23 protein-coding genes are annotated in these 25,679 nt (G+C 73.0%); 11 read left to right on the top strand and 12 right to left on the bottom strand.

The genetic code is table 11. From position 1 onward, the window contains the following. The first annotated feature begins 38 nt into the window (after positions 1 to 38). Together ACZ4E1_RS04490 and ACZ4E1_RS04485 are read left to right on the top strand one after the other, a co-directional pair. On the top strand, positions 39 to 563 hold the full coding sequence (locus ACZ4E1_RS04490; RefSeq protein WP_467535741.1) for a MarR family winged helix-turn-helix transcriptional regulator: 525 nt from the start codon (positions 39 to 41) through the stop codon (positions 561 to 563). After that, positions 554 to 1,837, top strand: coding sequence for an MFS transporter (locus tag ACZ4E1_RS04485; protein ID WP_467535739.1), 1,284 nt, complete (start codon positions 554 to 556; stop codon positions 1,835 to 1,837). The genes ACZ4E1_RS04490 and ACZ4E1_RS04485 overlap by 10 nt, the downstream gene beginning before the upstream one ends. Positions 1,838 to 1,991: 154 nt before the next feature. Here the strand turns inward: ACZ4E1_RS04485 and ACZ4E1_RS04480 are convergent, their stop codons facing one another. After that, a complete protein-coding gene (locus ACZ4E1_RS04480) occupies positions 1,992 to 2,636 on the bottom strand; it encodes a GNAT family N-acetyltransferase (protein WP_467535737.1) in 645 nt (214 codons plus the stop codon). Positions 2,637 to 2,820: 184 nt separating this feature from the next. Here ACZ4E1_RS04480 and ACZ4E1_RS04475 point away from each other — a divergent pair, with 184 nt between their 5' ends. Beyond that, entirely contained in the window at positions 2,821 to 3,516 is a 696-nt protein-coding gene (locus tag ACZ4E1_RS04475) for a DUF899 family protein (protein ID WP_467535736.1), read from the top strand. 124 nt (positions 3,517 to 3,640) lie between these two features. Then, entirely contained in the window at positions 3,641 to 4,909 is a 1,269-nt protein-coding gene (locus ACZ4E1_RS04470; protein ID WP_467535734.1) for an AMP-binding protein, read from the top strand. 6 nt (positions 4,910 to 4,915) lie between these two features. Here the strand turns inward: ACZ4E1_RS04470 and ACZ4E1_RS04465 are convergent, their stop codons facing one another. Beyond that, complete coding sequence (locus ACZ4E1_RS04465) at positions 4,916 to 5,950, bottom strand: isopenicillin N synthase family dioxygenase (protein WP_467535732.1); 1,035 nt, start codon at positions 5,948 to 5,950, stop codon at positions 4,916 to 4,918. Between the two features lie 340 nt (positions 5,951 to 6,290). Then, on the bottom strand, positions 6,291 to 6,875 hold the full coding sequence (locus ACZ4E1_RS04460; protein ID WP_467535731.1) for a TetR family transcriptional regulator: 585 nt from the start codon (positions 6,873 to 6,875) through the stop codon (positions 6,291 to 6,293). A gap of 241 nt (positions 6,876 to 7,116) precedes the next feature. On the opposite strand from ACZ4E1_RS04460, the gene pucL reads away from it, so the two are divergent. Together pucL and ACZ4E1_RS04450 are read left to right on the top strand one after the other, a co-directional pair. Continuing rightward, a complete protein-coding gene (gene pucL, locus ACZ4E1_RS04455) occupies positions 7,117 to 8,037 on the top strand; it encodes a factor-independent urate hydroxylase (protein ID WP_467535729.1) in 921 nt (306 codons plus the stop codon). 122 nt (positions 8,038 to 8,159) lie between these two features. Then, on the top strand, positions 8,160 to 9,380 hold the full coding sequence (locus ACZ4E1_RS04450) for an MFS transporter (protein ID WP_467535727.1): 1,221 nt from the start codon (positions 8,160 to 8,162) through the stop codon (positions 9,378 to 9,380). A gap of 67 nt (positions 9,381 to 9,447) precedes the next feature. Here the strand turns inward: ACZ4E1_RS04450 and ACZ4E1_RS04445 are convergent, their stop codons facing one another. From ACZ4E1_RS04445 to ACZ4E1_RS04420, 6 genes are read right to left on the bottom strand one after another with little or no spacing between them, the layout of a single operon-like run. Further along, positions 9,448 to 10,275 carry an ABC transporter ATP-binding protein gene (locus ACZ4E1_RS04445; RefSeq protein WP_467535725.1) on the bottom strand — a complete coding sequence of 276 codons (828 nt, stop codon included), beginning with the start codon at positions 10,273 to 10,275 and terminating at the stop codon, positions 9,448 to 9,450. Next, positions 10,269 to 11,321, bottom strand: a complete 1,053-nt coding sequence (locus tag ACZ4E1_RS04440) for an ABC transporter ATP-binding protein (RefSeq protein WP_467535723.1) — start codon at positions 11,319 to 11,321, stop codon at positions 10,269 to 10,271. Before ACZ4E1_RS04440 ends, ACZ4E1_RS04445 begins: the two co-directional genes overlap by 7 nt. After that, complete coding sequence (locus ACZ4E1_RS04435; protein WP_467535721.1) at positions 11,318 to 12,157, bottom strand: ABC transporter permease; 840 nt, start codon at positions 12,155 to 12,157, stop codon at positions 11,318 to 11,320. Before ACZ4E1_RS04435 ends, ACZ4E1_RS04440 begins: the two co-directional genes overlap by 4 nt. After that, on the bottom strand, positions 12,154 to 13,074 hold the full coding sequence (locus tag ACZ4E1_RS04430) for an ABC transporter permease (protein ID WP_399127414.1): 921 nt from the start codon (positions 13,072 to 13,074) through the stop codon (positions 12,154 to 12,156). The genes ACZ4E1_RS04435 and ACZ4E1_RS04430 overlap by 4 nt, the downstream gene beginning before the upstream one ends. A 26-nt stretch (positions 13,075 to 13,100) precedes the next feature. Next, positions 13,101 to 14,726 carry an ABC transporter substrate-binding protein gene (locus ACZ4E1_RS04425; RefSeq protein WP_467535719.1) on the bottom strand — a complete coding sequence of 542 codons (1,626 nt, stop codon included), beginning with the start codon at positions 14,724 to 14,726 and terminating at the stop codon, positions 13,101 to 13,103. Next, positions 14,723 to 15,919 carry an amidohydrolase gene (locus ACZ4E1_RS04420; RefSeq protein WP_467535718.1) on the bottom strand — a complete coding sequence of 399 codons (1,197 nt, stop codon included), beginning with the start codon at positions 15,917 to 15,919 and terminating at the stop codon, positions 14,723 to 14,725. The genes ACZ4E1_RS04425 and ACZ4E1_RS04420 overlap by 4 nt, the downstream gene beginning before the upstream one ends. Before the next feature lie 195 nt (positions 15,920 to 16,114). Here ACZ4E1_RS04420 and ACZ4E1_RS04415 point away from each other — a divergent pair, with 195 nt between their 5' ends. Next, on the top strand, positions 16,115 to 16,756 hold the full coding sequence (locus ACZ4E1_RS04415; RefSeq protein WP_467535716.1) for a FadR/GntR family transcriptional regulator: 642 nt from the start codon (positions 16,115 to 16,117) through the stop codon (positions 16,754 to 16,756). A 27-nt stretch (positions 16,757 to 16,783) separates the two neighbouring features. On the opposite strand, the gene ACZ4E1_RS04410 is transcribed toward ACZ4E1_RS04415, so the two are convergent. Further along, positions 16,784 to 17,650 (bottom strand): maleylpyruvate isomerase N-terminal domain-containing protein, encoded by an 867-nt coding sequence (locus ACZ4E1_RS04410; RefSeq protein ID WP_467535715.1) that lies wholly within the window; start codon positions 17,648 to 17,650, stop codon positions 16,784 to 16,786. Between the two features lie 118 nt (positions 17,651 to 17,768). Here ACZ4E1_RS04410 and ACZ4E1_RS04405 point away from each other — a divergent pair, with 118 nt between their 5' ends. Beyond that, positions 17,769 to 18,266 (top strand): nuclear transport factor 2 family protein, encoded by a 498-nt coding sequence (locus ACZ4E1_RS04405; RefSeq protein WP_467535713.1) that lies wholly within the window; start codon positions 17,769 to 17,771, stop codon positions 18,264 to 18,266. Positions 18,267 to 18,279: 13 nt separating this feature from the next. On the opposite strand, the gene ACZ4E1_RS04400 is transcribed toward ACZ4E1_RS04405, so the two are convergent. After that, a complete protein-coding gene (locus tag ACZ4E1_RS04400) occupies positions 18,280 to 19,128 on the bottom strand; it encodes a TetR/AcrR family transcriptional regulator (protein ID WP_467535712.1) in 849 nt (282 codons plus the stop codon). Positions 19,129 to 19,142: 14 nt separating this feature from the next. After that, entirely contained in the window at positions 19,143 to 20,558 is a 1,416-nt protein-coding gene (locus ACZ4E1_RS04395; RefSeq protein ID WP_467535710.1) for a flavin monoamine oxidase family protein, read from the bottom strand. A gap of 194 nt (positions 20,559 to 20,752) precedes the next feature. Between ACZ4E1_RS04395 and ACZ4E1_RS04390 the strand changes: the two genes are divergently transcribed. From ACZ4E1_RS04390 to ACZ4E1_RS04380, 3 genes are read left to right on the top strand one after another with little or no spacing between them, the layout of a single operon-like run. Further along, on the top strand, positions 20,753 to 22,321 hold the full coding sequence (locus tag ACZ4E1_RS04390) for an APC family permease (RefSeq protein WP_467535708.1): 1,569 nt from the start codon (positions 20,753 to 20,755) through the stop codon (positions 22,319 to 22,321). A gap of 48 nt (positions 22,322 to 22,369) precedes the next feature. Further along, complete coding sequence (locus ACZ4E1_RS04385; RefSeq protein WP_467535706.1) at positions 22,370 to 23,536, top strand: acyl-CoA dehydrogenase family protein; 1,167 nt, start codon at positions 22,370 to 22,372, stop codon at positions 23,534 to 23,536. A 32-nt stretch (positions 23,537 to 23,568) separates the two neighbouring features. Further along, positions 23,569 to 25,647 carry an acetate--CoA ligase family protein gene (locus ACZ4E1_RS04380; protein ID WP_467535704.1) on the top strand — a complete coding sequence of 693 codons (2,079 nt, stop codon included), beginning with the start codon at positions 23,569 to 23,571 and terminating at the stop codon, positions 25,645 to 25,647. Positions 25,648 to 25,679: the final 32 nt, after the last annotated feature.

Raw genomic sequence — 25,679 nt, 5'->3', positions numbered from 1 at the left:
CTGACAGCACTTATATAAGTGCTGTTACGATGCCGGGCATGGCCGACTCGCGCGCACAGACACCCCAGCCGGATCTCCCCGACGACCCGACCGAGCAGAGCCTGTGGCGGCCCCTGTGGCAGCTACAGGCGTCCATGGACGCCGACATCGGCCGCGTCTACGCCGACCGGCGCATCGAGGGGCTCAAGCCGACCTGGGTCATGGAGCTGCTGCGGCTGCACGCACGCGGCCCCATGACCATCGCCGAGCTGGCCGACTCCGTGGAGCGCACCCACTCGGCGCTGAGCCAGAAGGTCGCGGCGATGCGCAAGGCCGGATGGGTGCGCACCGTCGTCGGCGACGACGCCCGCACCCGGAAGGTGGAGCTCACCGAGCGGGCGCACGAGGTCGTGGCGCGGCTCGCCGCGGAGTGGCGGGCGACCGAGGCCGCACTCGCGGAGCTGGAGGCGGAGCTGCCCTATCCGCTGTCGCGGGTCGTCACGGACATCGAGGCGGCGCTCGCCCGCACCAGCTTCCACGACCGGATCGTCGCGAAGCTCGAGGAGGACCCGGCATGGGACTGACCGGCACGGGACGAGGCCGCCGGGGACTGGGTCGCTCGCTGATCGACGTGTCGCCGCTGCGCACTTCGGCGCCGTTCCGGCGCCTGTGGATCGGTCAGAGCCTGTCGGGGCTGGGCGGCCAGATGACGCTGGTCGCGGTCATGTTCCAGGTGTGGAGCTCGACCGGGAGCACGGTGTGGACGGGGGCCGTGGGGCTCGCCCAGGCGGTGCCCCTCATCGCGCTCGGCCTGTTCGCCGGATCGCTGGTCGACCGGGTGGACCGGCGACTCGTCTATCTGGTCACGACGGCGGGGCAGACGGTCTTCGCCGTGCTGCTCGCCGTGCAGGGGTTTCTCGGTCCGGCGCCCGTCGCCGGGGTGCTGGTCCTCGTCGCGCTGCAGTCCTGCTGCGCGACCGGCGGCGGCCCGGCCTCGCGTGCCTTCGTGCCGCACCTGCTGCCCGCGCATCAGGTGGCCGCGGGGCTGGCCCTGCGCCGGATCTCGTTCCAGGGCGCGATGCTGCTCGGCCCGGCGCTGGGCGGACTGATCGTGGGCGCGTGGGGTGTCGGGGCGTGCTACGCGATCGACGCCGCCACGTTCGTCGCGGCGTGGCTCGGCGCGCGCGGGCTGCCGCGCATGAGCCCGGGGGACGTGGTCGCGCGTCCGGGGCTGCGGGGCGTGGCGGACGGGCTCGCCTTCATGGCGCGGACGCCCGCCGTGCGCGGGGCGCTGCTCACCGACCTCGCGACGACGGTCCTGTCGATGCCGGTCAGCCTCTTCCCGCTGGTCAACTCCGAGCGTTTCGGGGGCGATCCGGGCACCCTCGGCCTGTTCCTGACGGCGATCGCCGTCGGCGGGGTGGCCGCCTCCGTCTTCTCGGGGACGTTCACGCGGCTGCCGCGTCCCGGGCTGGTGATGCTGGCCGGATCCGCGGTCTGGGGCTCGTCGTTGACCGTGTTCGGCGTGGTGTCCGAGCCGTGGGCGGGGCTCGCGTGTCTGGCCGTGGCGGGGGCCGCCGACACCCTCAGCGTCGTCTCGCGCGGCACCGTCCTGCAGACGCACACCCCGCGCGAACTCCTGGGCCGGGTCGGGGCCGCCGAGCAGGTCGTCGGGCAGGCCGGGCCGGACCTCGGCAATCTGCGCGGCGGCCTCGTCGCCCACACGTTCTCGGGCTCGGCGGCGCTGGTCAGCGGCGGCCTGCTCTGCTTGGGCGCGGTCGCGGCGGTGGCCGCCACGGCGACCGAACTGCGGGACAGAACCCGCCAGTTCGGCCGCCCACAGCCCGAGCCGGAGTGATCCGTGGCGTGCCGGGGTGCGCCACCAGCTCCATCGCCGACAGCGCGGGCGGCTGCGCGGCGTTCACGCTGTTCCCCCCGAAGGCTCCGAGGCGCGAACGGGCAGCGGACGCCCATCCGACGCGACGCGACCCGACCCTGAACGCACCCGCCCGTCACCCCCGGTTCGGCCGCACGATCACCTCGCTGCCGATGGGGACGAACCCGCAGGACAGGAAGGCGCGCAGGGAGCGGGCGTTGCCCGGGGACACGGCGGCGAACAGCGGCGCGCCGGCCTCGACGAGGCTCAGCGCGTCCTCGATGAGCGCCCGCCCGACGCCCTTGCCGGTCTGCTCCGACGTATGCAGTTCGATGCTCAGTTCGCGGCGTCCGGCGAGGCCGTCGGCCAGGATGACCAGGCCGCGCTCGTCGCCGTGGACGGTGACGCCGGAGCGGATCTCGCGCGCGTACCGGACGCGGGGGTGGTCCATCGCCTCCTGCGAGGTGACCTCGGGCAGGCGCGCGGGTCCGCCCGTCCCCCGGGCCACGAGGATCGCGTCCACGCAGCCGGTCCAGCCGCCGGGCCCGGCGAGCCGGTGCAGGAAGTGCGCCGCCATGGATCCGCCGAAGGCGTCCGGACCCTCGGCGAGCACCTCGGCCTCGGGCAGCGCCGTCGCGACGACGGCGTGCCCGGTGAACGCCACGGAGCACTCCAGACCCCCGGCCAGCGGCGGCAGCACCGTCACGGACCCGTCGCAGGGCGGGAAGCGCCCGTCGGCGGCGTCGGTGAGGTGGGCGAGGAGCGGATGGGGCGTGGACATCGGGATCTCTCCTGCGGTGCGGGGCGCGGTGCCGTACGGGACGGGTCGTCGACCGCACAGCCTGGCACGTGGCGCGACCGCACGGATCCGGTGGGTGGCGGACCGATGAGTTCCGGGCCGCCGGACGGTCCGTACTCGCAGACAGGCCACACCTTTCGGTCGCACGACCTTGTACGGAGGCACCATGTCCACCAGCTCGAACGCCCTGCCGCCCGTAGTCGACGCCGCCACCTGGGAGAAGGAACTGGCGGCGCTGCGGGTGCGGGAGAAGGCCGCCACCCGCGAACTCGACGCCATCGCCGCGCAGCGCCGCCGGCTGCCGATGGTGGAGATGCCGAGCTACGTCCTGGAGGGCGAGGACGGTCCGGTGCGGCTCGCCGAGATCTTCGGCGACCACTCCCAGCTCATCGTGTACTCCCACATGTGGCACGAGGGCGCGGAGTGGCAGTGCAGCGGCTGCACCGGCTTCACGTCCCAGTTCACGCGCCAGCTCGGCCTGGAGAAGTTCGACGCGCGGTTCGTCGTCGTCACCCAGGGCCCGATCGAGGAGGCCCTCGCCTACCGGCGCAAGGTGGGCAACAAGATGCCCTGGTACTCGACCGCGAACAGCCCGTTCGGCAGCGATGTCGGCGCGCCGCCGAACGGGGGCTTCGCGGTCAACGTCTTCCTGCGCGACGGCGACAAGGTCTACCGCACGTGGCACACGGGCGGCCGCGGCGTCGAGCAGCTGAGCCATCTCTTCGCCCTCGCCGACGTGCTCCCCTACGGGCGCCAGGAGGTCTGGCAGGACTCCCCCGAGGGCTGGCCGCAGCAGCCGACGTACAGCCGCTGGGCGAGTTCGGAGGAGATCGCGGAGGCGTACGGGGAGGGCCGCTCCTGACCCCCGGCCCGGCGGCCCCGGTCGGACGTTCCGCCGACGGGGGCCGCCGGGTCTCGTGGGGACCGCGTCTTGTGCGCCCCGACGGCCACGGCGTGGACTGCCGGGGTCACGAGGGAGGAAGCGCATGACACCCATGCTCGACGGTTGGACGCCGTGGCCCGAGGAGTTCGTCGACCGGTACCGGTCCGTCGGACACTGGCGCGGCGTCACGCTCGACAACCTGCTGTCCGACACGGCACGGCGGCAGGCACCCCGCACGGCGCTGGTGCACGGGGCGACGCGGCTCACGTACGGACTGCTGAACCGGCGGGTGGAGCGCACGGCCGCCGGTTTCCGGCTGCGCGGGCTGCGGCGGGGGCAGCGGGTCGTGGTGCGGCTGCCGAACGTGCCGGAGGCCGTGATCACCCTGTTCGCGCTGCTACGGGTGGGCGCGGTGCCGGTGGTGTGCCCGGTCACGCTCGGCGGGCGCGAGCTGGCCCAGGTGGTGCGGGTGAGTGAGGCGGCCGGTCATGTCGGCACGGCTGCGCACCGGGACGAGGTCGCGGCGATCGCGGCCGAAGGCCCGTTTCTGCGGCGGGCGTTCACCTACGAGCCGCCCGGCACGGAGTCCCCGTACGGCGGCTTGTCGATCGACTCCTCGGGCTGCCACTTCTTCCCGCTGGGGTCGGTGGACGCGGCGCCGGAGCCGGCCCCGGTGCACGGCGCGGGCGAGGTGGCGTTCCTGCTCGTCGCGCCGGGCCCCGACGGCACGCCGCGGCTCGTGCCGCGCACGCACGACGCGTACGCGTACCAGGTACGGGCCTCCGGTGCGGCGGTGGGCTTGAGCGCGGAGGACGTCCACCTGGCGGCGCTCCCGACCGCATCGCTGCTCGCGTCCGGCTGCCCGGGGATCGTGGGCACGCTGCTGTCCGGCGGCACGGTCGTGCTCGCCGACGATCCCGGGCCCGGCGCCGGTCTCCCACTGGTCACGGACGAGCAGGTCACTGTGGCCACGCTCGCGCCGGCCGACCTGGAAGCCTGGCAAGCCTCCGACCCAGGCCCGCTCAAGAGCCTCCGGCTGATCCTGACCCCTGCCACCGGCAGTGACCAGACCGGGCGTGAACTCCACTGCGAGACACGGCAGTTCCTCACCCTTCCGGAGGGCGCGACCGCGCTCTGCGGATCCGGGCAGAGCACCTTCCACCCCCTCACGTCCGACGACGAGTTCACGGTGGACGCGGACGGTGACTTCGGTGAACTCCTCGTCCGGGGGCCGTCGGTGGCACGCGGCTACTTCCGGGCGCCGGACGCCGACGCCGAGGCCTTCACCTCCGACGGACGGTTCCGTACGGGAGTCCTCGTGCGGCGCGGCGCCGACGGCGGGCTGCTGGTGACGGGCCCCGCCGGCGCCTGAGCCGCGTCACGCCGGTGTCAGGAGCTCCGCGTGGTGCCGCTCGGCGACCAGGGGGTGGGCGCGGAGCTTGCCCTTGAGCTCGTTGTAGCCGTACTCGGCGAACAGCGGGTTGTCCGGGGTGTCGGTGACGCCGGGGGCGGTTGACGCGTACGGGAAGGCGAGCGGCTGGACGTGGGCGTCCAGACGGGGGTTGTAGAAGAACGGGACGGAGAACCGCTCGGTGGCGCCGGGCGGCGACACGACCCGGTGGTTGGTGGCCCGCAGATAGCCGTTGGTGGCGACTTCGAGCAGCTCGCCGAGATTGACGACGAAGGCGCCGGGGAGGGGCGGCACGTCGTGGAACAGTCCGTCCTCGCGCTCGACCTGGAGGCCGCCGACCTGGTCCTGGAGCAACAGCGTCAGGAAGCCGTAGTCCTTGTGGGCGCCGACGCCCTGACCGGCGCCGTCGCCGGAGCCCCCCGGGTAACGGACGAGCTTGAGGTGCGGGTGGGCGTGCCGGCCGAAGATGCCGTCGTAGAAGGCGGGGTCGGCGCCGATCGCGGTGAGCAGTTCGTGCAGCAGCTTCTCGGCGACATCGCTGAGCCGCTCGACCCACCGCAGGGCGGCCGTGCGCAGTTCCGGCAGGTCGTCCGGCCACTGGTTGGGCCCCTGGAGCCACCAGTACGGGGGCTCACCGGCCGCCGGGACGTGGGCCGGGCGTTCGGCGCCGATGTCGAGCTGGTCCCGCCAGTCCTGGCGACCGCCGGTGCGCTCGTCGCCGGTGCGGGTGTAGCCGCGGAAGTGCGGCGAGTTCACGTTGTCGAGCGCCAGCCGCTGCTCCTCGGGCAGCGCGAAGAAGCGTCGCATGGCGGTGAGCAGGAGCCGGGTCTCCTCGTCGGTGACCCCGTGCCCGATCAGCTGGAAGAACCCCACGTCGTGCGCGGCGCTGTGCAGCTGTGCGTGCAGCAGGGCCCGCGCCTCGGGTCCGCGGTCGGCGGCGGAGAGGTCGATGATCGGCAGTTGCAGGTTCGACGCGTGTGTCGTCGTCGATACGTTCGTCATGGTGCGTCCGCAGGGTGTACGGGGTGCCTGTACGCCGCCGGGGTGTGGCGGGGCACAGGTGCCTGATGGAAGAGAGGCGTACGGCTGAGGAGAAGCGGCCGGGACGGCGCCGTGAAAAAAAGGAGGCCGAGAAGGGCCGGACCGCTCAGATGGAGCGTCGACAGCCCGTGCTCGTGACGCGGACGTAGTCCACGTGGCGGCGGCGAACGAGCGGGATCATGGGTTCAGCATACTGCGCACCCCGGATTGCGTACGTGACGCAGGTCACGCGCGGTCGGCCCAGTCCTGTTGCGTCGCCCACTCGGCGAAGGCACCGAAGAACCCTGCGCAGCGCACGTGATCAACCGCGGGTCTCGTCCAGGACCGAGGTCAGCTCGGCGAGGACCTCCAGGAACAGGCCGGGCAGTTCACGGTCCTTCTCGCCGGAGCGCCCGATCGCCATCCACTCCGCGTAGGCGATCTTGAACGCGGCGGTGCCGGCCTCGGCGGCCAGGGTCGCCGTCCGGGGCGCGACCCCGCGCTCGCGCAGGGCGCCGGCCATCGCCAGGGAGAAGGCGTCGAGCTTGACCAGCTCGCGCTCGCGCAGCTCGGCACTGGCGGACACCACGGCGTCCCGGTTACGGGCCCGCTGCGGGTCCTCCTGGAAGAAGGCGCCGAAGGCCTGGAGCGCGCCGCTCACCGCGACCATGGGCGAGGCCGACTCGGGGGCACCGGCGACGGCGCGCGTCACCAGGTCGAGCGCCGCCTCGGCCCCGTAGAACAGCACTTCGCGCTTGTCGGTGAAGTGCCGGAAGAAGGTGCGCTCGGTGACGCCGACCGACGCGGCGATCTCGGCGACCGTCGTCCGGTCGAAGCCCTGCTCGGCGTACAGCTTGAGCGCGGCTTCGGCCAGTCGGCCGCGCGCGTTCGGCTCCCATCTACCCATGGGGCGATCCTACGTGACGTCAGTCCATGACATCAGCCCGTCCCGACGGCACCTCGCCCGGTGACATCCCTTGTCAGCGGCGCCGCGCGCGTGCTCAAATGTCGCCGACCTACGGACCGGGATGCTCGTCAGTCCCGGGGCGGCCTCCGCACGGGCCGAACGGCGGGGGGTGTCGTGGTCGACGGCACCGGACGCCGGGCGTACGGGATGAGAACATCCACGTACCCGGAGGACCTGCTCCATGAGCAAGCACGTGCTCGCGCAGAATCAGTACGGCAAGGCCGAGAACCGCATCGTCAAGATCACCCGCAAGGGCAACGAAGGCACCTGGCACGACATCCGCGACCTGAACGTGTCGGTCGCGCTGCGCGGCGAGTTCCGCGACGTCCACCTGACCGGCGACAACGCCAACGTCCTGCCGACGGACACCACCAAGAACACCGTGTACGCCTTCGCCAAGGAGCGCGGCGTCGAGTCCCCCGAGGCGTTCGGCATCGCGCTGGCCCGGCACTTCGTCCACTCCCAGCCGGTGATCCACGAGACGCAGATCCGCATCGAGGAGTACCCGTGGGAGCGGCTGCCGGCGCCCACCCGGCGCGAGCAGCACTCCTTCGTCCGTTCCGGGCAGGAGGTGCGCACCACGCAGATCACGTACAGCGGTGACACCGGCCAGTTGCAGATCGTCTCCGGGCTCAAGGACCTCACCGTCATGAACTCGACGGACTCCGAGTTCCACGGCTTCATCAAGGACAAGTACACGACCCTGCAAGAGGCCTACGACCGGATCCTCGCCACGAAGGTGACCGCCCGCTGGGCCTACGCGGCGTCCGCGGCGAGCGAGGCGGACACCGACTGGGACCAGATGTACAAGGACGTCCGGCGGCGGATGCTGGAGGCGTTCGCGGACACGTACAGCTACTCGCTGCAGCAGACGCTGCACGCGATGGCCGACCGGGTCCTCGACCACGTGCCCGCGGTGAACGAGATCCGGCTCAACCTCCCGAACAAGCATCACTTCCTCGTGGACCTGGAGCCGTTCGGGCTCAAGAACGACAACGAGGTGTACTTCGCGGCGGACCGCATGTACGGCCTGATCGAGGGGACCGTCCACCGCGACGGCGTCGCGCCCGTCATCGCGACGAGCGACTGGGTCACGGCCTGAGTCCCGCCGCCGCGGACCGCTCCCCCGTCCGGGACGGGCCGCGGTGGCGCGCGTGAGCGCGCACCTGCTATAACTCACACGTGCTTCCGGCGCACCAAATGGTGCGCTCGGAGGCTTTTTTCATGCCTGTTTCCGAGTCATCCGAGTCTCCCCGACCTCAGCCCCGCCCCGGCTATCGCGCGCTGCTGCGCCATCGCGAGTTCGCCGGGCTCTACGTCAGTTTCCTGTGCACCGTCGCCGCGAGCACGTTCTCCGGGTTCGCGCTCGGCACGCTCGTCGACCGCCAGACGCAGTCGCCGTTCCTCACCGCCGTCAGCATGTACGGGGCCACGCTCGCCACCGTGCTCGGGGCGCTGACCCTGATGTCCGTCGCGGACGGGGAGCGGCCGCGGCGCACGCTCGTCGCGCTCGAATGCCTCTCGCTCGCGGGGGTCGCCGCCCAGGCCGTGCCCGGGCTGCCGCTGGCCGCCCGCTTCGGGATCCTGGTGTGCCTCGGGTTCTTCCAGTCGCTCGGCGGCGGCACCCGCATGGGCCTCCTGGCCGAGGTCGTGCCGCACACCTCGTACGCACTGGCCCGCTCCCTGATGAACATCACCGCGGGCGGCATGGCGATCATCGGGTACGCGGTCGGTGCCGCGCTCCTCCATTTCCTCAGCCCGCAGCAGGTGTTCGGCGTCGCGGCCGTGCTCACCGGGACCGGGCTCGTGATCGTCGCGGCGACCGTGCGGGAGCGGTCGATCCGCCTGACCCGGCGGCCGGGGCTGCGGACGACCTGGACGACGAACATCGAGCTGTTCTCGCATCCGGGGCGGCGGGCGCTGCTGCTGAACCTGTGGGTGCCGAACGGGCTCGTCGTCGGGTGCGAGGCGCTCTTCATCTCCTACGACTCCGGGCACGCGGGGCTGTACCTCGCCGCGGGTTCGGCCGGGATGCTGCTCGGGGACCTGCTGGTCGGACGGGTGTTGAGCGCGGCGGGGCGCCGTCGGTGGGCGTTCCCCCTGCGACTCCTGCTCGCGGTGCCGTTCCTGATGTTCGCGGCGCAGCCGCCGGTGTGGACGGCGACGGTCGGGGTCTTCGTGGCGGGGGCGGGTTTCGCGGCCACGTTGCCCTTGCAGGAGCAGCTGCTGGCGCTGACGGACGACGCGGTGCGGGGGCAGGTGCAGGGGGTCGAGTCCGCGGGCCGGCTGACCTGGCAGGGGCTGGGGGCGGCGCTGGCCGGCGGCCTGGCCCAGATGATGTCGCCCGGGGTGGCGATGACGGTGATGGCGGCGGTGTCGGTGGCGGTGACGGTGGGTTCGCGCCCGTTCGTGGTCCGCTCCGGCGCGCCGGTCACGGTCAGTTGATGTGAAGCAAGTGTGACCCCCCGCCCCGGGCCGGGGCGGGCGGTCTCAGGCCTGGAGAGGCGGCGGGTCAGGCTGGCTGGGGGCGGCGGGACGGGGTCCAGCCGGGGCCCGGGACCGCTGCCCGGAGTTGGCGGGTGTAGGGCTCCTGGGGGTCGGCCAGGATCCGGTCCGTAGGGCCCTGCTCGACGACCTTGCCGCCGCACATCACCAGAGCCCGGTCGCTGATCTGGTGCACGACGGCGAGGTCGTGCGAGATGAACACGTAGGCGATGTCCCGCTGTTCCCGGATGTCGGCCAGGAGGTTGAGGATCTGCGCCTGGATGGAGACGTCCAGGGCGGCCACCGCCTCGTCGAGGACGAGCACGCGGGGTTCGACCGCCAGCGCCCGCGCGATGGCGACGCGTTGCCGCTGTCCGCCGGACAGTTGCGCGGGGCGCATGGAGATGTGCCGCTCGGCGAGACCCACCGACTCCAGCAACTCGGCGGTCCGAGCGCGCCGTTCCTCCGCGGCGAGCGGAAAGTGCAGCGCGAGCGCGGTCTCGATGACGTCGCCGACCTTCTGCAACCGGTCGAGCGAGGCGTACGGGTCCTGGAAGACGATCTGGATCTCCCGGGCGCGGCGCCGCCGTTCGCGGGAGGCGACGCGCCGTGAGGCGGGACGCTCCCGCCCGCACACGGTGAGCGTGCCCGCGTCCGGCTTCTCGAGGCCGAGCAGCATCCGGGCGACGGTCGTCTTGCCGGAGCCGGACTCGCCCACCACGGCGAGGGACTCCCCCGCCGCGAGGGTGAACGAGACGTCGTCGACGGCGACCGCCTCGCCGTAGGTCTTGCGCAGACCGACGGCCTCCAGCACGTTCTCCTTCACATGCTCCTTCTCAAGGGGCTGGTTCACCATGCGGAGACCTCCTCGGCGCGCAGGCACGCGACGCGCGTACCGTCGGACAACTCCCGCTCCTGCGGCTGCTGTTGCTCGCAGTCCGGCTGGACATGGGGGCAGCGCGGGGCGAAGGAGCAGCCGGGGCCCGCCTCCCGCGCCTCGAACGCGGCCACGGGCCGCCCGGGGATGACGGGGAGCCGGTTCACCCGCTCCTCCAGGCTCGGCCGGGACTTGAGCAGACCGGCCGAGTAGGGGTGCCGGGGCCGCACGGTGAGGGCCTGGGCCGGCTGGGTCTCGACGGTGCGCCCGGCGTACATGACGGCGAGCCGGTCGCAGGTGGCGGCGGCCAGTTCGAGGTCGTGGGTGATGAGGAGCAGGGCCAGGCCGCGCTCCTTGCGGGCCTCGTCGAGGATCGCCATGACCTCGGACTGGGCGGTGACGTCCAGTGCGGTGGTCGGTTCGTCGGCGAGTACGAGGTCGGGCTCGGCGGCGAGGACGGAGGCGATCATGACGCGCTGGAGCAGTCCGCCGGACAGTTCGTGCGGGTGCTGGCGCAGGCGCCGCGCGCCGTCGGGGATGCCCACGTCGGCGAGGAGGGCGACGACCTTGCGTTCGGCCTCGCGCCGGGTGACCCCGCGTTCGGTGACGAGGGCCTCGGTGAGGAAGTCGCCGATGGTGTGCACGGGATTGATGTGGGCCCGGGGGTCCTGGAAGATCATGGCGACGCGGCGGGCCCGCAGTGCGCGCAGTGCGCGCCGGCCGAGACCGGAGACGTTCTGCCCGTCGAAGACGATGTCTCCGTGGACGCGGGCGCCGGGCGGGGTGAGTCCGATGACGGCGCGGGCCGTCATGGACTTGCCGGAGCCGGACTCGCCGACGAGGCCGACGGCTTCGCCGGGGCAGATGGTGAGGTCGACGCCCTCGACGATGACCCGGCGTTCGGCGTCCTTGGGCCGCTGTCCTTCGGCGCGGTACGGGACGTCGAGGCGGAAGCCGCGCAGGGCGAGCAGGGGCGTGCCCTCGGCGGGGCGCGGCTTCTGGCGGGAGGTGGTGGTGTCGGTCATCGGTTCTTCTCCAGCCGGTCGCCGAGGAGGTTGACGGCGCAGACCACGAGGGCGATGGCGGCGCCGGCCGCGACGGCCTCGATCGCGTTGCCGCGCATCGCGCTGTCCAGGCCGGACTTGACCATGAGTCCCCAGTCGGCGGTGGGCGGCTGGACGCCGAGGCCGAGGAAGGAGATCGCGGCCAGGTCGATGACGGCGTAGCCGAGCGCGGACACGGACTGGGCGATGACGATGGGCCGCAGGTTGGGCAGCAGGTGCCGCAGGCAGATGGTGAGGGCGGGCCGGCCCTGTACCCAGGCGGCGGCGATGTAGGGCAGGGCGCGTTCGCGCAGGGCGGCGCCGCGCACGACGCGGGCGACGTACGGGGTGTAGGCGACGGTGAGGCCGATGACGACCGGGGTGAGGCCGGGGCCCATCACGGCGACGGCGACGAGGGCGAACACGATGCCGGGGACCGCGAACAGGACGTCGAGGATGCGCGAGACGACGGTGTCGACCCAGCCGCCGCACCAGGCGGCGGTGATGGCGAGCGCGGTGCCGACGACGGCCGAGATCGCGATGATCAGGACGGGGCCGAGCAGGGTGGGGCGGGCGCCCCAGACGAGCCGGGACAGGACGTCGCGGCCAAGCGCGTCGCCGCCGAGCCAGTGCTCGGGGGTGGCGAAGGCGAGGGTGTTGAAGAGGTCGGGCAGGTCGGGGTCGTAGGGCGCGACGAGCGGCGCCGCGAGGGTCAGGGCCACGACGAGGGCGAGCACGAGGGCGGCCGCCCGGGCCAGCGGGTCGCGCGGCACCGCTCTGCGGGTCGCGGCGAGCTTCGAGGTCAGCACGGTGGTCATCGGGCCATCCGGGGGTCGAGGACGGAGTAGAGGAGGTCGACGACGAGGTTCACGACGACGAAGGAGCCGACGAGGACGAGGACGACGGCCTGGACGACGGCGAAGTCGCGCTGCATGATCGCGCGGACGAACAGGGAGCCGATGCCGTCGAGGGCGAAGACGTTCTCGACGACGACGGCGCCCGCGAGGAGGCCGGCCACGGTGAGGCCGATGACGGTGGTGACGGGCACCGCCGCGTTGCGCAGGACGTGCTTGCGCACGATGAGGGATTCGGCGAGGCCGCGGCTGCGGGCGGTCTCGACGTGTTCGCGGCCCATCTCCTCGCGTACGGAGGCGCGGGTGATGCGGGCGAGGTAGGCGGCCGAGCCGAGGGCGAGGGTGAGGGCGGGCAGGGTCAGATGGTGCACCCGGTCGAAGAAGCCCTCTCCGGCGCCGAAGACGGGGAACCAGCCGAGTCCGCGGGCGAAGACGATGACGAGGACGACACCGATCACGAAGACGGGCGTGGCGAGGAACAGGGAGGAGACGCCGCTGATCAGGGTGTCGGTGCGGCCGCCGCGCAGGGCGGCGAGGCTGCCGGCGGCGAGCCCGCCGACGACGATGAGCACGGACGCGTAGGCGACCAGCCAGAGCGTGGTGGCGACCCGGCCGGCGAGCAGCGCGGTGACGTCCTGCCGGTAGACGAGGGAGCGGCCGAAGTCGCCGCCGAGCGCGTCACCGAGCCAGTTGAAGTACCGCACGACGAACGGGTCGTCGAGGTGGTACTGGGCGCGGATGGCCGCGATCTGTTCGGCGGTTCCGGTGCGGTTGCCTAGCAGGAAGGACATCGGTCCGCCGGGGACCAGGTACAGCAGCCCGTACACGAGGAACGAGGCAACGAGGAGCACGGCGGCGAGGCCGACCAGTCTCAGGAGCACGAATTTCACGGTGGCGTTCATAAGGGTCAGCGCCCTCCCAGTCCGGTGGCCCAGGGGTAGTACAGGTAGGGGAAGGACGCGACGGCGCCCGTCACGCGGTCGCTCATGTAGAGGATGACCGGCAGGTTGTTCATGGGCATCCAGGTCACGTCCTCGGCGACGGCGCGCTCGATGCGGGTGATGATCCGGGCGCGCTCGGCGGGGTCGGAGGCGGCGCGGGCCTTCTGGACGTCCTGGTCGACCTTGTCGAAGCCGCTGAAGTTCGTCCGGCCGCCGGCGAGGAAGACGGTGTAGGCGTCGAGCGGGTCGGGCACGTTGCCGTACCAGGTGGAGAGGAAGGCGTCGATGCCGCGGCGGGACTTGGCGTCGCTGTAGAGGTTGCCGTACTGCTCGACGGGGATGACGCGGATCTCGATGTCCAGGCCGAGCTGCTTGCCGGTGGCCTTGATGAGGTTGCCGGTCTGTTCGTGGACGGCGGAGCTGCCCTGGACGCCGATGGTGATCTTGCCCTTGGCGGCGGGTCCGGCTTCCTTCACGAGGGCCTTGGCCTTGTCGAGGTCGGCCTTGCCGTGCGGCAGCGACTCGTAGGTCCTGCGGAAGGTCTCCTTCTCGTAGCCCCAGGACGGCGGGCCCGCGAGGGCGTGTTCGGCGGGGGCGGTGCCCTGGAAGACGGCAGAGCCGAGGGCGCCGCGGTCGAGGGCGGTGGAGAGCGCCTGGCGCACCTTGACGTTGCCGTACGGTCCGGACTTGGTGGCGCCGAGCAGGGCCCAGTACGCCAGCGAGCGGCCGAGGGTGACGGTGCCGGTGGGCGAGTTCTGGAGCTGGCCGAGGGCGGCGGGCGGCAGGTAGAAGTACTGGCCGTCGACCTCGCCGGAGCGCAGCGCGTTCACGGCCGTGGTCTCGTCGGCGATGAAGCGGAACGTCAGCTTCTTGGACAGGGCGCGGTGCGCGCGGTCCCAGTAGTCGTCGTTGCGCGTGATGGTGAGGGAGTCGCCGGAGCGCCAGCGGGTGAACTTGAAGGGGCCCGTGCACATGACGCCCTGCTTCGGCGTCCCGAAGTCCTCGCCGGCGCGCTTCATCTGCGCCTTCTGCTCGACGGCGCCGGCGCCGGTGGCCATGGCCTGGTTGAACAGGGCGTCGGGCTGCTTGAGCGTGACGGTGACCTGGAGCGGTCCGGTGGCCTTGATGGAGGACACGTTCTGGTAGTAGTCGCCCCACCAGGTGCCGAGCTTCGGGTCGAGGTGGCGGCTGAGGCTGGCGGCGACGTCCTCGGCGGTGAGCGGGGTGCCGTCCCAGAACTTCACGCCGTCGCGGATCGTGTAGACCCACTTCTTCGGGCTGGGGTTCTCCGCCTCGGTGGCGAGCCCCGGCTTGATCTTGAAGTCGGGGGTGAGGCGCAGGAGGCTGTCGCAGAGGTTGGCGAGGACCGTGTTCTCGGCGTAGTTGAAGGACTTGATCGGGTCCAGGCCCTGGGGCTCGTACGGCAGGTTCCAGGTGATGGAGTCCAGCGGCTTGGTGGCCTTGGGCGTGGTGGTCTTCAGGTCGAGGGCGACGGCCGGGCGCAGATCGCCGGGGCCGCCGCCGCAGGCGGTGAGGGCGGCGGTGAGCAGGAGCGCGAGGGCGCCGGTGAGGATCGGACGACGTCCGGTCATGCGGGGCCTCCTGGGAGGAGTGTGCCGTTACGGGCGATGACGCGTCCGGCGCGGACGACGACGCTGGGCGCCGTGCGGCGGACGATGGCCTCGGCGACGGAGGGTGCGTCGACGAGGACGAGGTCGGCGGGCTCGCCGGGGCGGAAGCCGACCCGGTCGAGTCCGAGCAGGTCGGCTCCCTGGTCGGCGACGAGCCGGTAGCAGGCGGCGAGTTCGTCGTCGGTACGGGCGTCGGTGCGGTAGGCGAGCAGGTGGGCCCGGTCGAGCATCTCGGCGTTGCCGAAGGGGCTCCACGGGTCGCACACCCCGTCGGAGCCGACGGCGACGCGGGCGCCGGCGCGGGTCAGCGCGGCGTGCGGGACCACGGGGTCGGCGCCGAGGGCGCAGGTGGTCACGGCCACTCCGGCGCCGGCGAGCAGCTCGGCCATGGCGGCGAGTTCGGATCCTTCGAGCTCGGCGAGGGCGAAGGCGTGGCTGACCGTGACACGTCCGGCGAGGCCGAGGGCGGTGGTGCGGCGGGCGATCTCGGTGATCTGGTCGAGGCCGGCGGCGCCGCCGTCGTGCAGATGGATGTCGAGTTCGACGCCGCGGCGCTCGGCGAGGCCGAAGAGGAGGTCGAGCTGGCCGTCGCGGTCGCCGTCGATGCCGACCGGGTCGAGTCCGCCGAGGAGGTCGGCGCCCTCGTCGAGGGCCTTCTCCAGGAGGGCGTCGGTGCCGGGGGCCGTGATGACGCCGAGCTGCGGGAACGCGACGATCTGCACGTCGAGGAGGTGGGCGCGGGCGTCGGCGGCGGCGCGCAGTCCCCGCACGTTGTCGAGCCCGTACTGCGGGGCGACGTCGGCGTGGGCGCGCATGGCGCGGGTGCCGTGGGCGATCGCGTGGTCGAGCAGGGCGCCGGCGCGTTCGGCGACCGGGGCCATCTCCGCGCGGACCGAGACGTCGTAGGCGATGAGCCCGGCGAGCGACTCCGCGGGTTCGCGGCTGAGCCAGGGGCCGGCCCAGGTGGTCTTGTCGGGGTGTATGTGGGCGTCGACCGGGGCGGGGAGCGCAAGCATCCCGCCACCGTCGAGCACGTCTTCCGTCACGCCTGCGGTGGTGTCCCGGACGAAGCGTCCGTTGTGTATCACCAGGTCACGGGCGGTTTCCCCGAGGGGACGCACGCCTTCGATCCGCAGGTGGTGGTGCCGCTCCATCCAGTCATCTCCCGTGTGTCTTCGCGGGGTTGCCGAGGTGACGGACAGAGTTATCAGATGTCTGATGTTTGGTGAAGGGGTTGCGCAGGCACGGTTCGGAACGTGGACGCAGGGACCGTCCGGAGCGTGGACGGGGGCAGGACGCATAATCACCTGAGGCGCCCCGGCGCCGGAGATCACGACAGGCGGGGAGACATGAAGAGCGTGGGACGCAAGTCCTTGGTGGACGCGGTGATCACCGAGCTGCGGCAGGAGATCACCAGCGGCCACTGGCAGGTCGGCGCGAAGATCCCCTCGGAGAGCTCACTGGCCCAGACGCTCGGGGTGAGCCGGCTCTCGGTCCGCGAGGCGGTGCGCGCGCTCGTGCACACCGGGCTGCTCGCGACCCGGCAGGGCGACGGCACCTACGTCACGGCGGCGGACGAGTCCGCGGTGGCGCTCGGCAGGATGCTCGCGGACGCCGCCGACCGGGACGTGGAGGAGGTGCGCCGGGGCCTCGATCTGGTGGCGGCCCGGCTCGCGGCACAGCGCCGCACCGAGGAGGACGTGCAGGAGCTGCGCGAGATCGCCGAGCGACGCCAACAACACTTCGACGCCGGGGAGTTGAAGGACTTCGTCGACGCCGACATCGACTTCCACCTGTGCGTGGCGCGGGCCGGACACAACCCCCTCCTGGTCGACCTCTACTCACACCTGAGCACGGCCCTGCGCGACACGGTCCTGGCGGACGACATGCGCCACTCGACGAGCGAGGCGCACCGCGCGCTCCTCGACGCGATCGCGGCGGCGGACCCGACGGCGGCGGACGCGGCGGCGAACGCGATCCTCGACGTCTGACCCGATCCACCGGGGTCCCGGTTCAGGTCACGGCGTGCCGATGAGGTCGCCGAGGCGGGTGGCGAGCCAGGGGCGGCGGCCGCCTGCTCGCATGCGGCCGGTGGCCACCGCCTTCCAGATCGGGACGCGCCGGAAGGAGACGAGCAGGAACATGACGGGGTCGGCCGTGATGCGGCAGTCGTAGCGGCGGGGCGGCGCGTCCCGGAGGACGGTCGCGCCGCCGTCCTCGACGAGGACGGCGAGTCGGGGCCCGCCCTTGAGCGCGAGGTCGAAGGCGATGCGCACACCGCGCGCCTTCGCCGCGTCCACCGCCATCGGCATCACCGTCGGCATGAACTGCCCGAGCACGAGGGCGGCTTCGTGCGGGGCGATGGGCCACCGGGCGCCGGTGCCGCGCGTGAGGTCGAGCCCGTGCACGAGGCTCTCGCTGAGCATCAGTCCGGTGACGGCCGAGAGCGGGAACGTGACGCCCTCCCCGTACCAGGGCGCGGCGACCGGGGTGTCCGGGGCGATTCCCTCGGTGGCGGCCAGGAAGTCGGCGCCGCGCCGCGCCAGCAGATCGGCGAGGCCGTCCCGCTCGGCGGGGTCGAGGAGCGCGACCGCACGGGCGTTCAGCGCCGTGATGCGGTCGACGAGCGGGGCGTCGCCGGCTTCACCCTCGGGCAGCACGGCGTCCCAGGGGATCTCCTCGCCGGTGAAGGCGGCGCCACAGGCCAGATACACCGCCGCGAGGTGTGCGCCGACGTCGCCGACGGTCCAGCCCGGCAGGCCGGAGGCGGCGTCCCGATCGGGCGCGTCCCGCAGGGCGGCGACCACGCGGGCGAGGACGCCGGTCAGCGCCGCGCGGGTCCGCTCGTGCTCGGCGACGGGATCGAAGCGCGTGACGGTGCCCATACCACTCCCCTGGTTGCGACCGGGCCCGTACCCTACCGCCCGGTAGCCATCGGCGTCAGGGGTTCACGGGGCCCGCCTTCCTCAACTCCCGCGCACGGCAAGCTGATAGGAAAGGATCATGTCCGACTCAGCAGCGTCCGGTACCGACGCACTCGACCCCCTGGCCCGACTGCTCGCCGAGCGCGCCTGCGAGCGCCTCGTGCTCGACCTCGTACGCCGTCTCGATCTCGGCGAACCGCCCACGGTCGCCGAGCTGTTCACCGAGGACGGCGTGTGGGAGTGGCCCTACGACGGACGGCGCGTCGAGGGCCGGGAGGCGCTGCGGGCGTACTTCGGCGGGCGTCCCGCCGACCGGCTCTCGCGCCGCTTGTGCACGAACGTCCTGGTGACCGTCGACTCCCCCGACACCGCCTCGGCGACCACGTACTTCGCGACATTCCGCGTCGACGGGTACACGGAGGGCACGATGGTGCCGACCCGGCTGCCGTCGAACGTGGGGCACTACGAGGACCGGTTTCGTCGGGTCGACGGGGAGTGGCTGCTCGCGCACCGGGTGCTGGTGCTGCCGTTCGGCGGCGAGACGGAACACCTGGGAGCCCGCCCGGAGAAGGGCTGAGGCGTGGGCGGGCTCAGCGCAGGGTGATGTGCGGTTCGAAGGCGTCCAGGAGGAGTTCACGCATGCGGGGCGCGTCCATGTCGCCCGTACCTGCGAGGACTTGGATGGCGAGGCCGTCGACCAGGCCGGTGAAGCGGGCGGCCAGCGCGTCGGCGTCCGCGCCCCGCGCCATGCCCTCCGCCTGGCAGGTGCGGACGAGGTCGACGACGATCCGGCGCCAGCGCGCGTACACGTCCCGCTGACCGGCCCGCAGGGTCGGGTCCAGGATCGCCTCGTTCCAGGACTGGACCCACACCGACCACTCGTCGATGTCCTCGTCGGTCGTCGTGAGCTGTACGTCGATGAGGCGCCGCAGTTTCTCGACGGTGCTGCCGGCCGTCTCGAACTCGGCCTCCAGGCGGGTGTGGAAGCGGTCCGCGTAGAAGACGAGGGCGGCCCGCAGCGCGGCGTCCTTGGTCGGGAAGTGGTAGTGCACGGTGCCGGTGCTGGTGCCGCAGGCGCGCGCGATGTCGGCGACGCGGACCTTGTGGAAGCCGCGCCGGGCGATGAGCCGGGCGGTCGCCTCCAGGATCTGCGCGCGGCGCACGTCCGGCTCGACGGCGTCGGCCCTGCGGCGCGCGGCCGGTGCGCCCGCTCCCCCGCCGGGCGGCACGGGCGCCTTCCCCTCACCGGTGCGCAGATAGCGCTGGGAGACCTTGCCGACCTGCGCGATGGCGGCGATCTCGGCGTCGCGCAGCCGGCGCGTGCCGCGCAGCGCCTTGGAGAGCGCGGTCGGGTCCATGCCGACCCGGTCGGCGAACTCCCGCTGGCTCATGGGGGCGGCGAGGACCACCGCACGGGCCCGGTCCTGGATCGACGTCATCGCGCTGGGTCCGTTCAGCCTTCCGCCACAGGTGCCTGGAGTGCGGCCACCACCTCGTCGGCGGCGCGCCGGCCCGACGACAGGGCGCCGTCGATGTAGCCGTTCCACACACTAGCCGTCTCCGTTCCGGCCCAGTGCAGCGTTCCGGTGGCGGTGCGCCAGCCGGCGCGCCCGTACCCGGTCCAGCCGCCGGGCGTCACGTACGCCTCGTACCCGCCGCGGGCGTACGGGTCCTCGGACCAGATCTTCTCCGTGTAGTCGAGCGGCCGTGCGGCGCGCTCGCCGACGACGTGGCCGAGGCTCGTGAGGGCGGCGGCGCGGCGGGCGGCGTCGTCGAGGCCGCTCCAGGCGGACAGGCGGTCGCCGTAGACGAAGCCGACGAGGACGCCGTGCGTCGCGTCGTGCGGGGAGTTGTCGAAGACGACGCCGAGGGGCCCGTCGTCGTAGAGCGTGGCGATGCCGGACAGGCCCGCGTCGCGCCAGAAGGGTGTCTCGTACACGGCGTGAATCTTGGCGACGCGGCCCATGGGGCTGTGGGCGAGCCAGCCGTCGCGGGCCGCGGGGAGTTCGGGGGTGAAGCGCAGGGTGCGGACGGCCGGGGGCGGCAGGGCGATGACGGCGCGGCGGGCCTCGTAGACGGTCCCGGCGGTGTGGACGCGTACGCCGTCCGCGTCGTGCTCGACGGACAGGGCGCGGGCGCCGAGCCGGACGCGGTCGCCGAGCAGTTCGGCGACGGCGCGGGCGGGTCCCGCCGCGCCGGTGACGAAACGGCTGTCCTGGGCGCAGTCGCGGGTCTCCATCAGCTGCTCGTAGCCCCCGGCGGCGGCGACGTAGAAGAGCACGTGGAACAGGGAGATCTCGTACGGTTCCGCGCACCACACGCCCTGGACGGCGAGGGCGAGCCGGCGCAGGGCGTCGGGGTCGGAGGTCTGCGCGCGGAAGAACGACTCGGCGGTCTGCGCGTCCCATTCGGCGCAGCGCGGCGTGCGCCAGGGTGCGGCGGTGTCGACGGTCCGGGCGAGCGCGTCGAGGAGCTCGGTGACGCGGTGGTAGTCGGCGATGCCGGGGCCGTCGGCGGGGGCCGCGCCCAGGTAGGGCACGCCGGTGCCGTCGTGCCACACCTCGATGTGCTTGCCGCTCTCCCAGGTCGGGAAGGTGGCGCAACCGAAGCGGTCGGCGAGGGCGCGCAGCCGGGTCTGGGTCGGGCCGACCCACTGGCCGCCGTGATCGACGGTGACCCCCGCTCCCCCGGGGCCCTGGCCGTCCAGGGTCTCGGTGAGGACGCGGCCACCGACCCGGTCGGAGGCTTCGACGAGGACGAAGTCCATGCCCTGGTCGTGTAGTTGGAGGGCGGCGGCGAGTCCCGCGTAGCCGCCGCCCACGACGACGACCTCGGTCTCGACGAGGTCCCATTCGCTCTGTTCCCACATGCCGACCGAGCATGGAGCAAGACTGAACACTCCGTCAATCATTGCGATGGACCTTGTCCGCGAGCCTTGACAGACCCGACCGCTTCAGCATCATTGACCCACGCATCAGTCTTGCGATGAGTACGTGCGAATCGCACTCCGGAGACACACCGCGCAAGCCACCCGGACATCTACCCCGGACAGGGGGTTCGACCATGGCAACCACTCCGCCCACGACGAGCTCGTCGTCGGGCCGCGGCCTGCGGGCCGGCGCGCTCGGCCTGACCGCGAGCCTCATCCTCTCGGTGGCCTCGGCCGCCCCCGCGTACAGTCTCGCCGCGACCCTCGCCTTCATCGTGGCGTTCGTCGGCTTCCAGGCGCCGTCCATCGTGCTGCTGGCCTTCGTGCCGATCCTGTTCGTCTCCTTCGGCTACGCGGCGCTCAACCGCCAGGAGCCCGACTGCGGGACGATCTTCACCTGGGCCACCCGCGTGCTCGGCCCGCGCGTCGGCTTCTTCGGCGGCTGGGCGATCATCAGCTCGTTCGTCCTGGTGATGGCGAGCCTCGCGCAGGTCGCCGGCCAGTACGTGTTCATCCTCGTCGGCGCCCGCGGCATCGGCGCCGACGCGTCGAGCCCCTGGGTGCTGCTCGTGGGCCTCGGCTGGATCGGCCTGATGACGGCCGTGTGCTACCGCGGCATCGAGGTCGCGGCGGCCGTCCAACGAGTCCTGCTCTTCCTCGAGTTCGGCATGCTCGCCGTCTTCTCCGTCGTCGCACTCGTCCGCGTCTACGGCGGCCACGCGGGACCCGGCGCGCACCGGCCCAGCCTGTCCTGGCTCAACCCGTTCGAGATCGCCTCCCCCAGCGCCTTCGTGAGCGGCCTGGTCCTGATGCTGTTCATCTACTGGGGCTGGGAGACCGCCGTCACCGTCAACGAGGAGACCGCGGACCGGCACCGCACGCCCGGCCGCGCCGCGATCGCCTCCACAGTCATGCTGCTCGGGCTGTATCTCGTGGCGACCGTCGCGACCCTGGCGTTCGCCGGGATCGGCACGACCGGCATCGGGCTCGGCAACCCGGAAAACTTCGGCGACGTGTTCTCGGCGATCGGCCATTCCGTCTTCGGGGACAGCGACCTCGGTTCGTTCCTGTGGCACCTGCTCGTCCTGATGGTGCTGTCCTCGGCCGCCGCCTCCACCGAGACGACCGTCCTCGCGCTCGGCCGCACGCTGCTCGCCATGGGCGACCGCGGAGCCGCGCCGCGCGCCTTCGCCCGGGTGCACCCGCGCTACCGGATCCCGCAGGTCGCCACGCTGGCGACCGGCGTCGCGGGGGCGCTGGCCTACGTCGTCATGAACTTCCTCAGCGACGGCCTGGTCATCGGCGACGCGGTCTCCTCCTGCGGCCTCATGATCGCCTTCTACTACGGGCTCACCGGCCTCACCTCCGCCTGGGCGCACCGGGACCGGTGGCGCTCCGGCGCCGGCGACCTGTGGCTGCGGCTCGTGCTGCCCGGACTCGGCGGCCTGATGCTCGTCGCGGCCGGGGTGTGGAGCCTGAAGAACGACTGGGACCCGGTGAACAGTTACACGTCCTGGACCCTGCCCGTGCCCCCGCACTGGCACATCGGCGGCGTCTTCGTCATCGGCGCGGGCACCCTGCTGCTCGGTCTGCTCCTGATGTGGGCGTACGCGCGGATCTCCCCGGGGTTCTTCGCCCTCAAGGCCGGGGCGCCGGCCCCGGACGAGGAGAGCGCCGCCGCACAGCCGGCCGTCCCCAACTGACGCCGCCCGAACCCCTCTTCCGTCTTCTCTCGACCACGGAGCCGCTCCATGTCGTACACCGTCCGTGACGCACCCGACCTCTCCCCCGAGCAGCGCGATCTGGTGCGGCTCGCCCGCGACTTCGCCGCCGCCGAGATCCGGCCCCGGGCCCGTGAGGTGGACGACGCGCAGACCGTCTCCCCGCTCGACCTGTGGGCGAAGGCCGCGGAGACCGGCCTGAGTTCCTTCATGATCCCCGCCGCGTACGGGGGCGGCGGCGTGACCGACCTCGTGACGCAGGCACTCGTCCAGCAGGAGCTGTGCCACGGCGACATCGGCATCGGCAACCTCCTGACCTCCAGCGGCTTCTTCGCCGCCCCGGTGCTCGAAATGGGCACCGAAGAGCAGAAGGAGCGCTGGCTGCGCCCGCTGACGACGGACGCGCCGCCGCTCACCGCGCTCGCCGTCACCGAGCCCGACCGCGGCTCGGACGCGGCGGGCATCCGCACCCGCGCCGTCCGCAAGGACGACCACTACGTGCTCAGCGGGCAGAAGACGTGGATCTCCAACGCCCCTTACGCGGAGCGGTTCGTGGTGTTCGCAACGGTCGACCCGGCACTGCGGTCCCGGGGCGTGACGGCGTTCGTCGTGGAGCGGGACACACCCGGGGTCAGCGTGGGGAAGCCGATGCGCAAGATGGGGCAGCGGGCGATCGTCAACGCGGAGGTGTTCCTCGACGAGGTCGTCGTTCCGGTCGCGGACCGGCTCGGCGCGGAGGGCGAGGGCTTCTCGGGCCTGATGCGCACCTTCGACGCCTCCCGCGTCCTGATCGGCGCGTCCTGCACCGGCCTGTGCCGGGCCGCGCTCGACCTGGCCGTGGGGTACGCGCGGGAGCGGGAGCAGTTCGGGGTCCCGATCATCGAGCACCAGGCGGTCGCGTTCCGGCTCGCCGACATGGCGGTCCGCACGGACGGCGCCCATCTGGCGACGATGCGGGCGGCGCGGCTCTTCGACGCGGGGCAGCGGGTGACCGCCGAGGCGGCGACGGCGAAGCTGGTCGGTTCGGAGAGCGCGATGTTCGCCACGTGGGCGGCGGTGCAGACACTGGGCGGCTGGGGGTACGCGCAGGAGTACCTGGCCGAGAAGTGGATGCGGGACGCCAAGCTGGAGGAGATCGAGGAGGGCACCTCGGACATCCAGCGGCTCATCGTCTCCCGCGCCCTGGCGAAGCCGTGAGCGGCCTCGGGGTGTTCCGCGACCCTCGCTCCGTGGCGGTCGTGGGGGCGAGCGAGCGGCCCGAGAAGTGGGGGCACTGGCTGGCCCGCGGGGCGCTCGCGGGCCGGCACCGGCGGCGGGTGCACCTGGTGAACGCGCGGGGCGGCGAGGTGCTCGGCCACCCCTGTCACCGGGGCCTGGACGCACTGCCCGAAGTGCCCGACCTGGTCGCCTTCGCGGTCCCGGCGGCGGCGCTGGCCGACGGGGTCGCGCTGACCACCGCCCTCGGGGCGCCGGGCCTGCTCGCCATCACCGCGGGCGTCCCGGACGAACCGGCCCTCGCGGCGACCGTCGCGGCCGGGCCGTCGACGCGACTGCTCGGGCCGAACTGCCTGGGCCTGTACGACGCGGCGGCCGAACTCTGCCTGGCCTGGGGCTCGTTCACCCCGGGCGGCCTCGCGGTGGTGTCGCAGAGCGGCCAGTTGGGCCTGGAGATCGCCGGGGCGGCGGCGTCGGCGCGGATCGGCGTGTCCCGGTTCGTGTCCGTGGGCAGCCAGCTCGACGTGACGGCGGCGGAGGTCCTCGACGACCTCGTCGACCACGACGCCACGAGGGTGGTCGCCCTCTACCTGGAGAGCTTCGGCGACGGCGAGCGCCTGCTCGGCACGCTCGACCGGCTGCGGCGCGCGGGCAAGCCGGTCCTCGTCCTCACCGTGGGCGCCAGCGGCGCCGCGCGGCGCACCGCCCTGTCCCACACCGGCGCGATGACCTCCGGCGTCGACGTCGTGGACGCGGCGTGCCGCGCGGTGGGCGCGGTCCGCGTCGACACCCCGGCCCAACTGGCGGACACCGCACAGCTGTTGATGCGTTCCCGTCCGGTGCGCGGGCCGCGCGTGGCGATCGTGGCGGACAGCGGCGGGCAGGCAGCGGTCGCGGCGGACACCGCGGCCCGGCTCGGCCTCGACGTGATCCCCTTCCCTCCGGCCCTACGGGACGACCTGGCCCGGCGCCTGCCGCCGCAGGCCGCCGTCGCCAACCCGGTGGACCTCGCGGGCGCGGGCGAGCAGGACCTCAGCACGTACGCCGCCACGGTGGCGGCGACCGCCGCGGCCGGCGTCGCGGACGCCGTCGTGCTCAGCGGCTACTTCGGCAGCTACGGCCGGGACATCCCCGCGCACCAGCCGACGGAGTCCGTCGCCGCACGCGACCTCGGCGCGATCGCGGCCGGACGCGGGGTGCCGGTGGTGGTGCACTCGATGGCCGAAGACACGGTCACCATCGGGGAGTTGCGGGGCGCGGGCGTGCCCACGTATCGGGACGTCGAGGGGGCGCTGCGGTCGGTGGCGACGGCGCGACGCCTGGCCGCACCGCCGCTGCACCGGGCGCCGCTTCCTGAATCGTCGGGCGTGGACGCGGACCCGAGCCCAGACACAGACACCGGCACCGGCGCTGCCCGCGATCCGCGCGTGGGACCGGGCACGGACGTCCTCGGCGCTGGGTACTGGGCGGCGCGCCGCCTGCTCGACGGCGCCGGGGTGCCCTTCCCTCGGGCCGTCGCCCTGCCGCCGGGGACCACTGACCCCGGCCCGCTCGTCTCCGGCCTCACCCCACCCCTCGTGCTCAAGGCGGACTGGCTGGAGCACAAGACGGAGCACGGCGGTGTCGTCACCGGGCTGCGCGACGCGGCCGAACTCGGCGCCGCGCACGCCGACATGGTGGACCATCTGGGCCCGCACCGGTTCGTCGTGGAGGAGATGGACCGCAGACCCGGGGTGGTGGAACTGCTCGTGGCCGCGCGGAGGGATCCGTCGTTCGGGCCGGTCGTGGTGGTCGGCGCGGGCGGGGTCCGGGCCGAGCTCGATCCTGACCTCGCGGTCGAACTGGCTCCGTGCACGGGGGCGACGGCGCGGGCGATGCTGCGGCGGCTGCGCCTGCACCCGCTGTTCGACGGGTGGCGCGGCTCCCCGCCTCTCGACGTCACGGCGCTCGCCGGGGTGATCGTGACGGTCTCCCGGCTGCTCACGGCGCACCCCGGCCTCGCCGAGATCGAGCTCAACCCGGTCCGGGTGTCACCGACGGGCGCCCTGGCCGTCGACGCCCTGCTCGTCCCTCGGTCCCCGCACACCGGATAACGGCTCGCGCCCCGCGCACCGGCCCGGCACGA

This window comes from Streptomyces sp. NPDC025806, from assembly GCF_055558275.1.
This window is presented reverse-complemented; position numbering and strand designations above follow the sequence as displayed.

What these genes read in the sequence shown, in the direction of transcription:
- ACZ4E1_RS04490 (WP_467535741.1), top strand. Translation starts at nt 39, where the DNA reads ATGGCCGACTCGCGCGCACAGACACCCCAGCCGGATCTCCCCGACGAC.
- ACZ4E1_RS04485 (WP_467535739.1), top strand. Translation starts at nt 554, where the DNA reads ATGGGACTGACCGGCACGGGACGAGGCCGCCGGGGACTGGGTCGCTCG.
- ACZ4E1_RS04480 (WP_467535737.1), bottom strand. Translation starts at nt 2,636, where the DNA reads ATGTCCACGCCCCATCCGCTCCTCGCCCACCTCACCGACGCCGCCGAC.
- ACZ4E1_RS04475 (WP_467535736.1), top strand. Translation starts at nt 2,821, where the DNA reads ATGTCCACCAGCTCGAACGCCCTGCCGCCCGTAGTCGACGCCGCCACC.
- ACZ4E1_RS04470 (WP_467535734.1), top strand. Translation starts at nt 3,641, where the DNA reads ATGACACCCATGCTCGACGGTTGGACGCCGTGGCCCGAGGAGTTCGTC.
- ACZ4E1_RS04465 (WP_467535732.1), bottom strand. Translation starts at nt 5,950, where the DNA reads ATGACGAACGTATCGACGACGACACACGCGTCGAACCTGCAACTGCCG.
- ACZ4E1_RS04460 (WP_467535731.1), bottom strand. Translation starts at nt 6,875, where the DNA reads ATGGGTAGATGGGAGCCGAACGCGCGCGGCCGACTGGCCGAAGCCGCG.
- pucL (WP_467535729.1), top strand. Translation starts at nt 7,117, where the DNA reads ATGAGCAAGCACGTGCTCGCGCAGAATCAGTACGGCAAGGCCGAGAAC.
- ACZ4E1_RS04450 (WP_467535727.1), top strand. Translation starts at nt 8,160, where the DNA reads ATGCCTGTTTCCGAGTCATCCGAGTCTCCCCGACCTCAGCCCCGCCCC.
- ACZ4E1_RS04445 (WP_467535725.1), bottom strand. Translation starts at nt 10,275, where the DNA reads ATGGTGAACCAGCCCCTTGAGAAGGAGCATGTGAAGGAGAACGTGCTG.
- ACZ4E1_RS04440 (WP_467535723.1), bottom strand. Translation starts at nt 11,321, where the DNA reads ATGACCGACACCACCACCTCCCGCCAGAAGCCGCGCCCCGCCGAGGGC.
- ACZ4E1_RS04435 (WP_467535721.1), bottom strand. Translation starts at nt 12,157, where the DNA reads ATGACCACCGTGCTGACCTCGAAGCTCGCCGCGACCCGCAGAGCGGTG.
- ACZ4E1_RS04425 (WP_467535719.1), bottom strand. Translation starts at nt 14,726, where the DNA reads ATGACCGGACGTCGTCCGATCCTCACCGGCGCCCTCGCGCTCCTGCTC.
- ACZ4E1_RS04420 (WP_467535718.1), bottom strand. Translation starts at nt 15,919, where the DNA reads ATGGAGCGGCACCACCACCTGCGGATCGAAGGCGTGCGTCCCCTCGGG.
- ACZ4E1_RS04415 (WP_467535716.1), top strand. Translation starts at nt 16,115, where the DNA reads ATGAAGAGCGTGGGACGCAAGTCCTTGGTGGACGCGGTGATCACCGAG.
- ACZ4E1_RS04410 (WP_467535715.1), bottom strand. Translation starts at nt 17,650, where the DNA reads ATGGGCACCGTCACGCGCTTCGATCCCGTCGCCGAGCACGAGCGGACC.
- ACZ4E1_RS04405 (WP_467535713.1), top strand. Translation starts at nt 17,769, where the DNA reads ATGTCCGACTCAGCAGCGTCCGGTACCGACGCACTCGACCCCCTGGCC.
- ACZ4E1_RS04400 (WP_467535712.1), bottom strand. Translation starts at nt 19,128, where the DNA reads ATGACGTCGATCCAGGACCGGGCCCGTGCGGTGGTCCTCGCCGCCCCC.
- ACZ4E1_RS04395 (WP_467535710.1), bottom strand. Translation starts at nt 20,558, where the DNA reads ATGTGGGAACAGAGCGAATGGGACCTCGTCGAGACCGAGGTCGTCGTC.
- ACZ4E1_RS04390 (WP_467535708.1), top strand. Translation starts at nt 20,753, where the DNA reads ATGGCAACCACTCCGCCCACGACGAGCTCGTCGTCGGGCCGCGGCCTG.
- ACZ4E1_RS04385 (WP_467535706.1), top strand. Translation starts at nt 22,370, where the DNA reads ATGTCGTACACCGTCCGTGACGCACCCGACCTCTCCCCCGAGCAGCGC.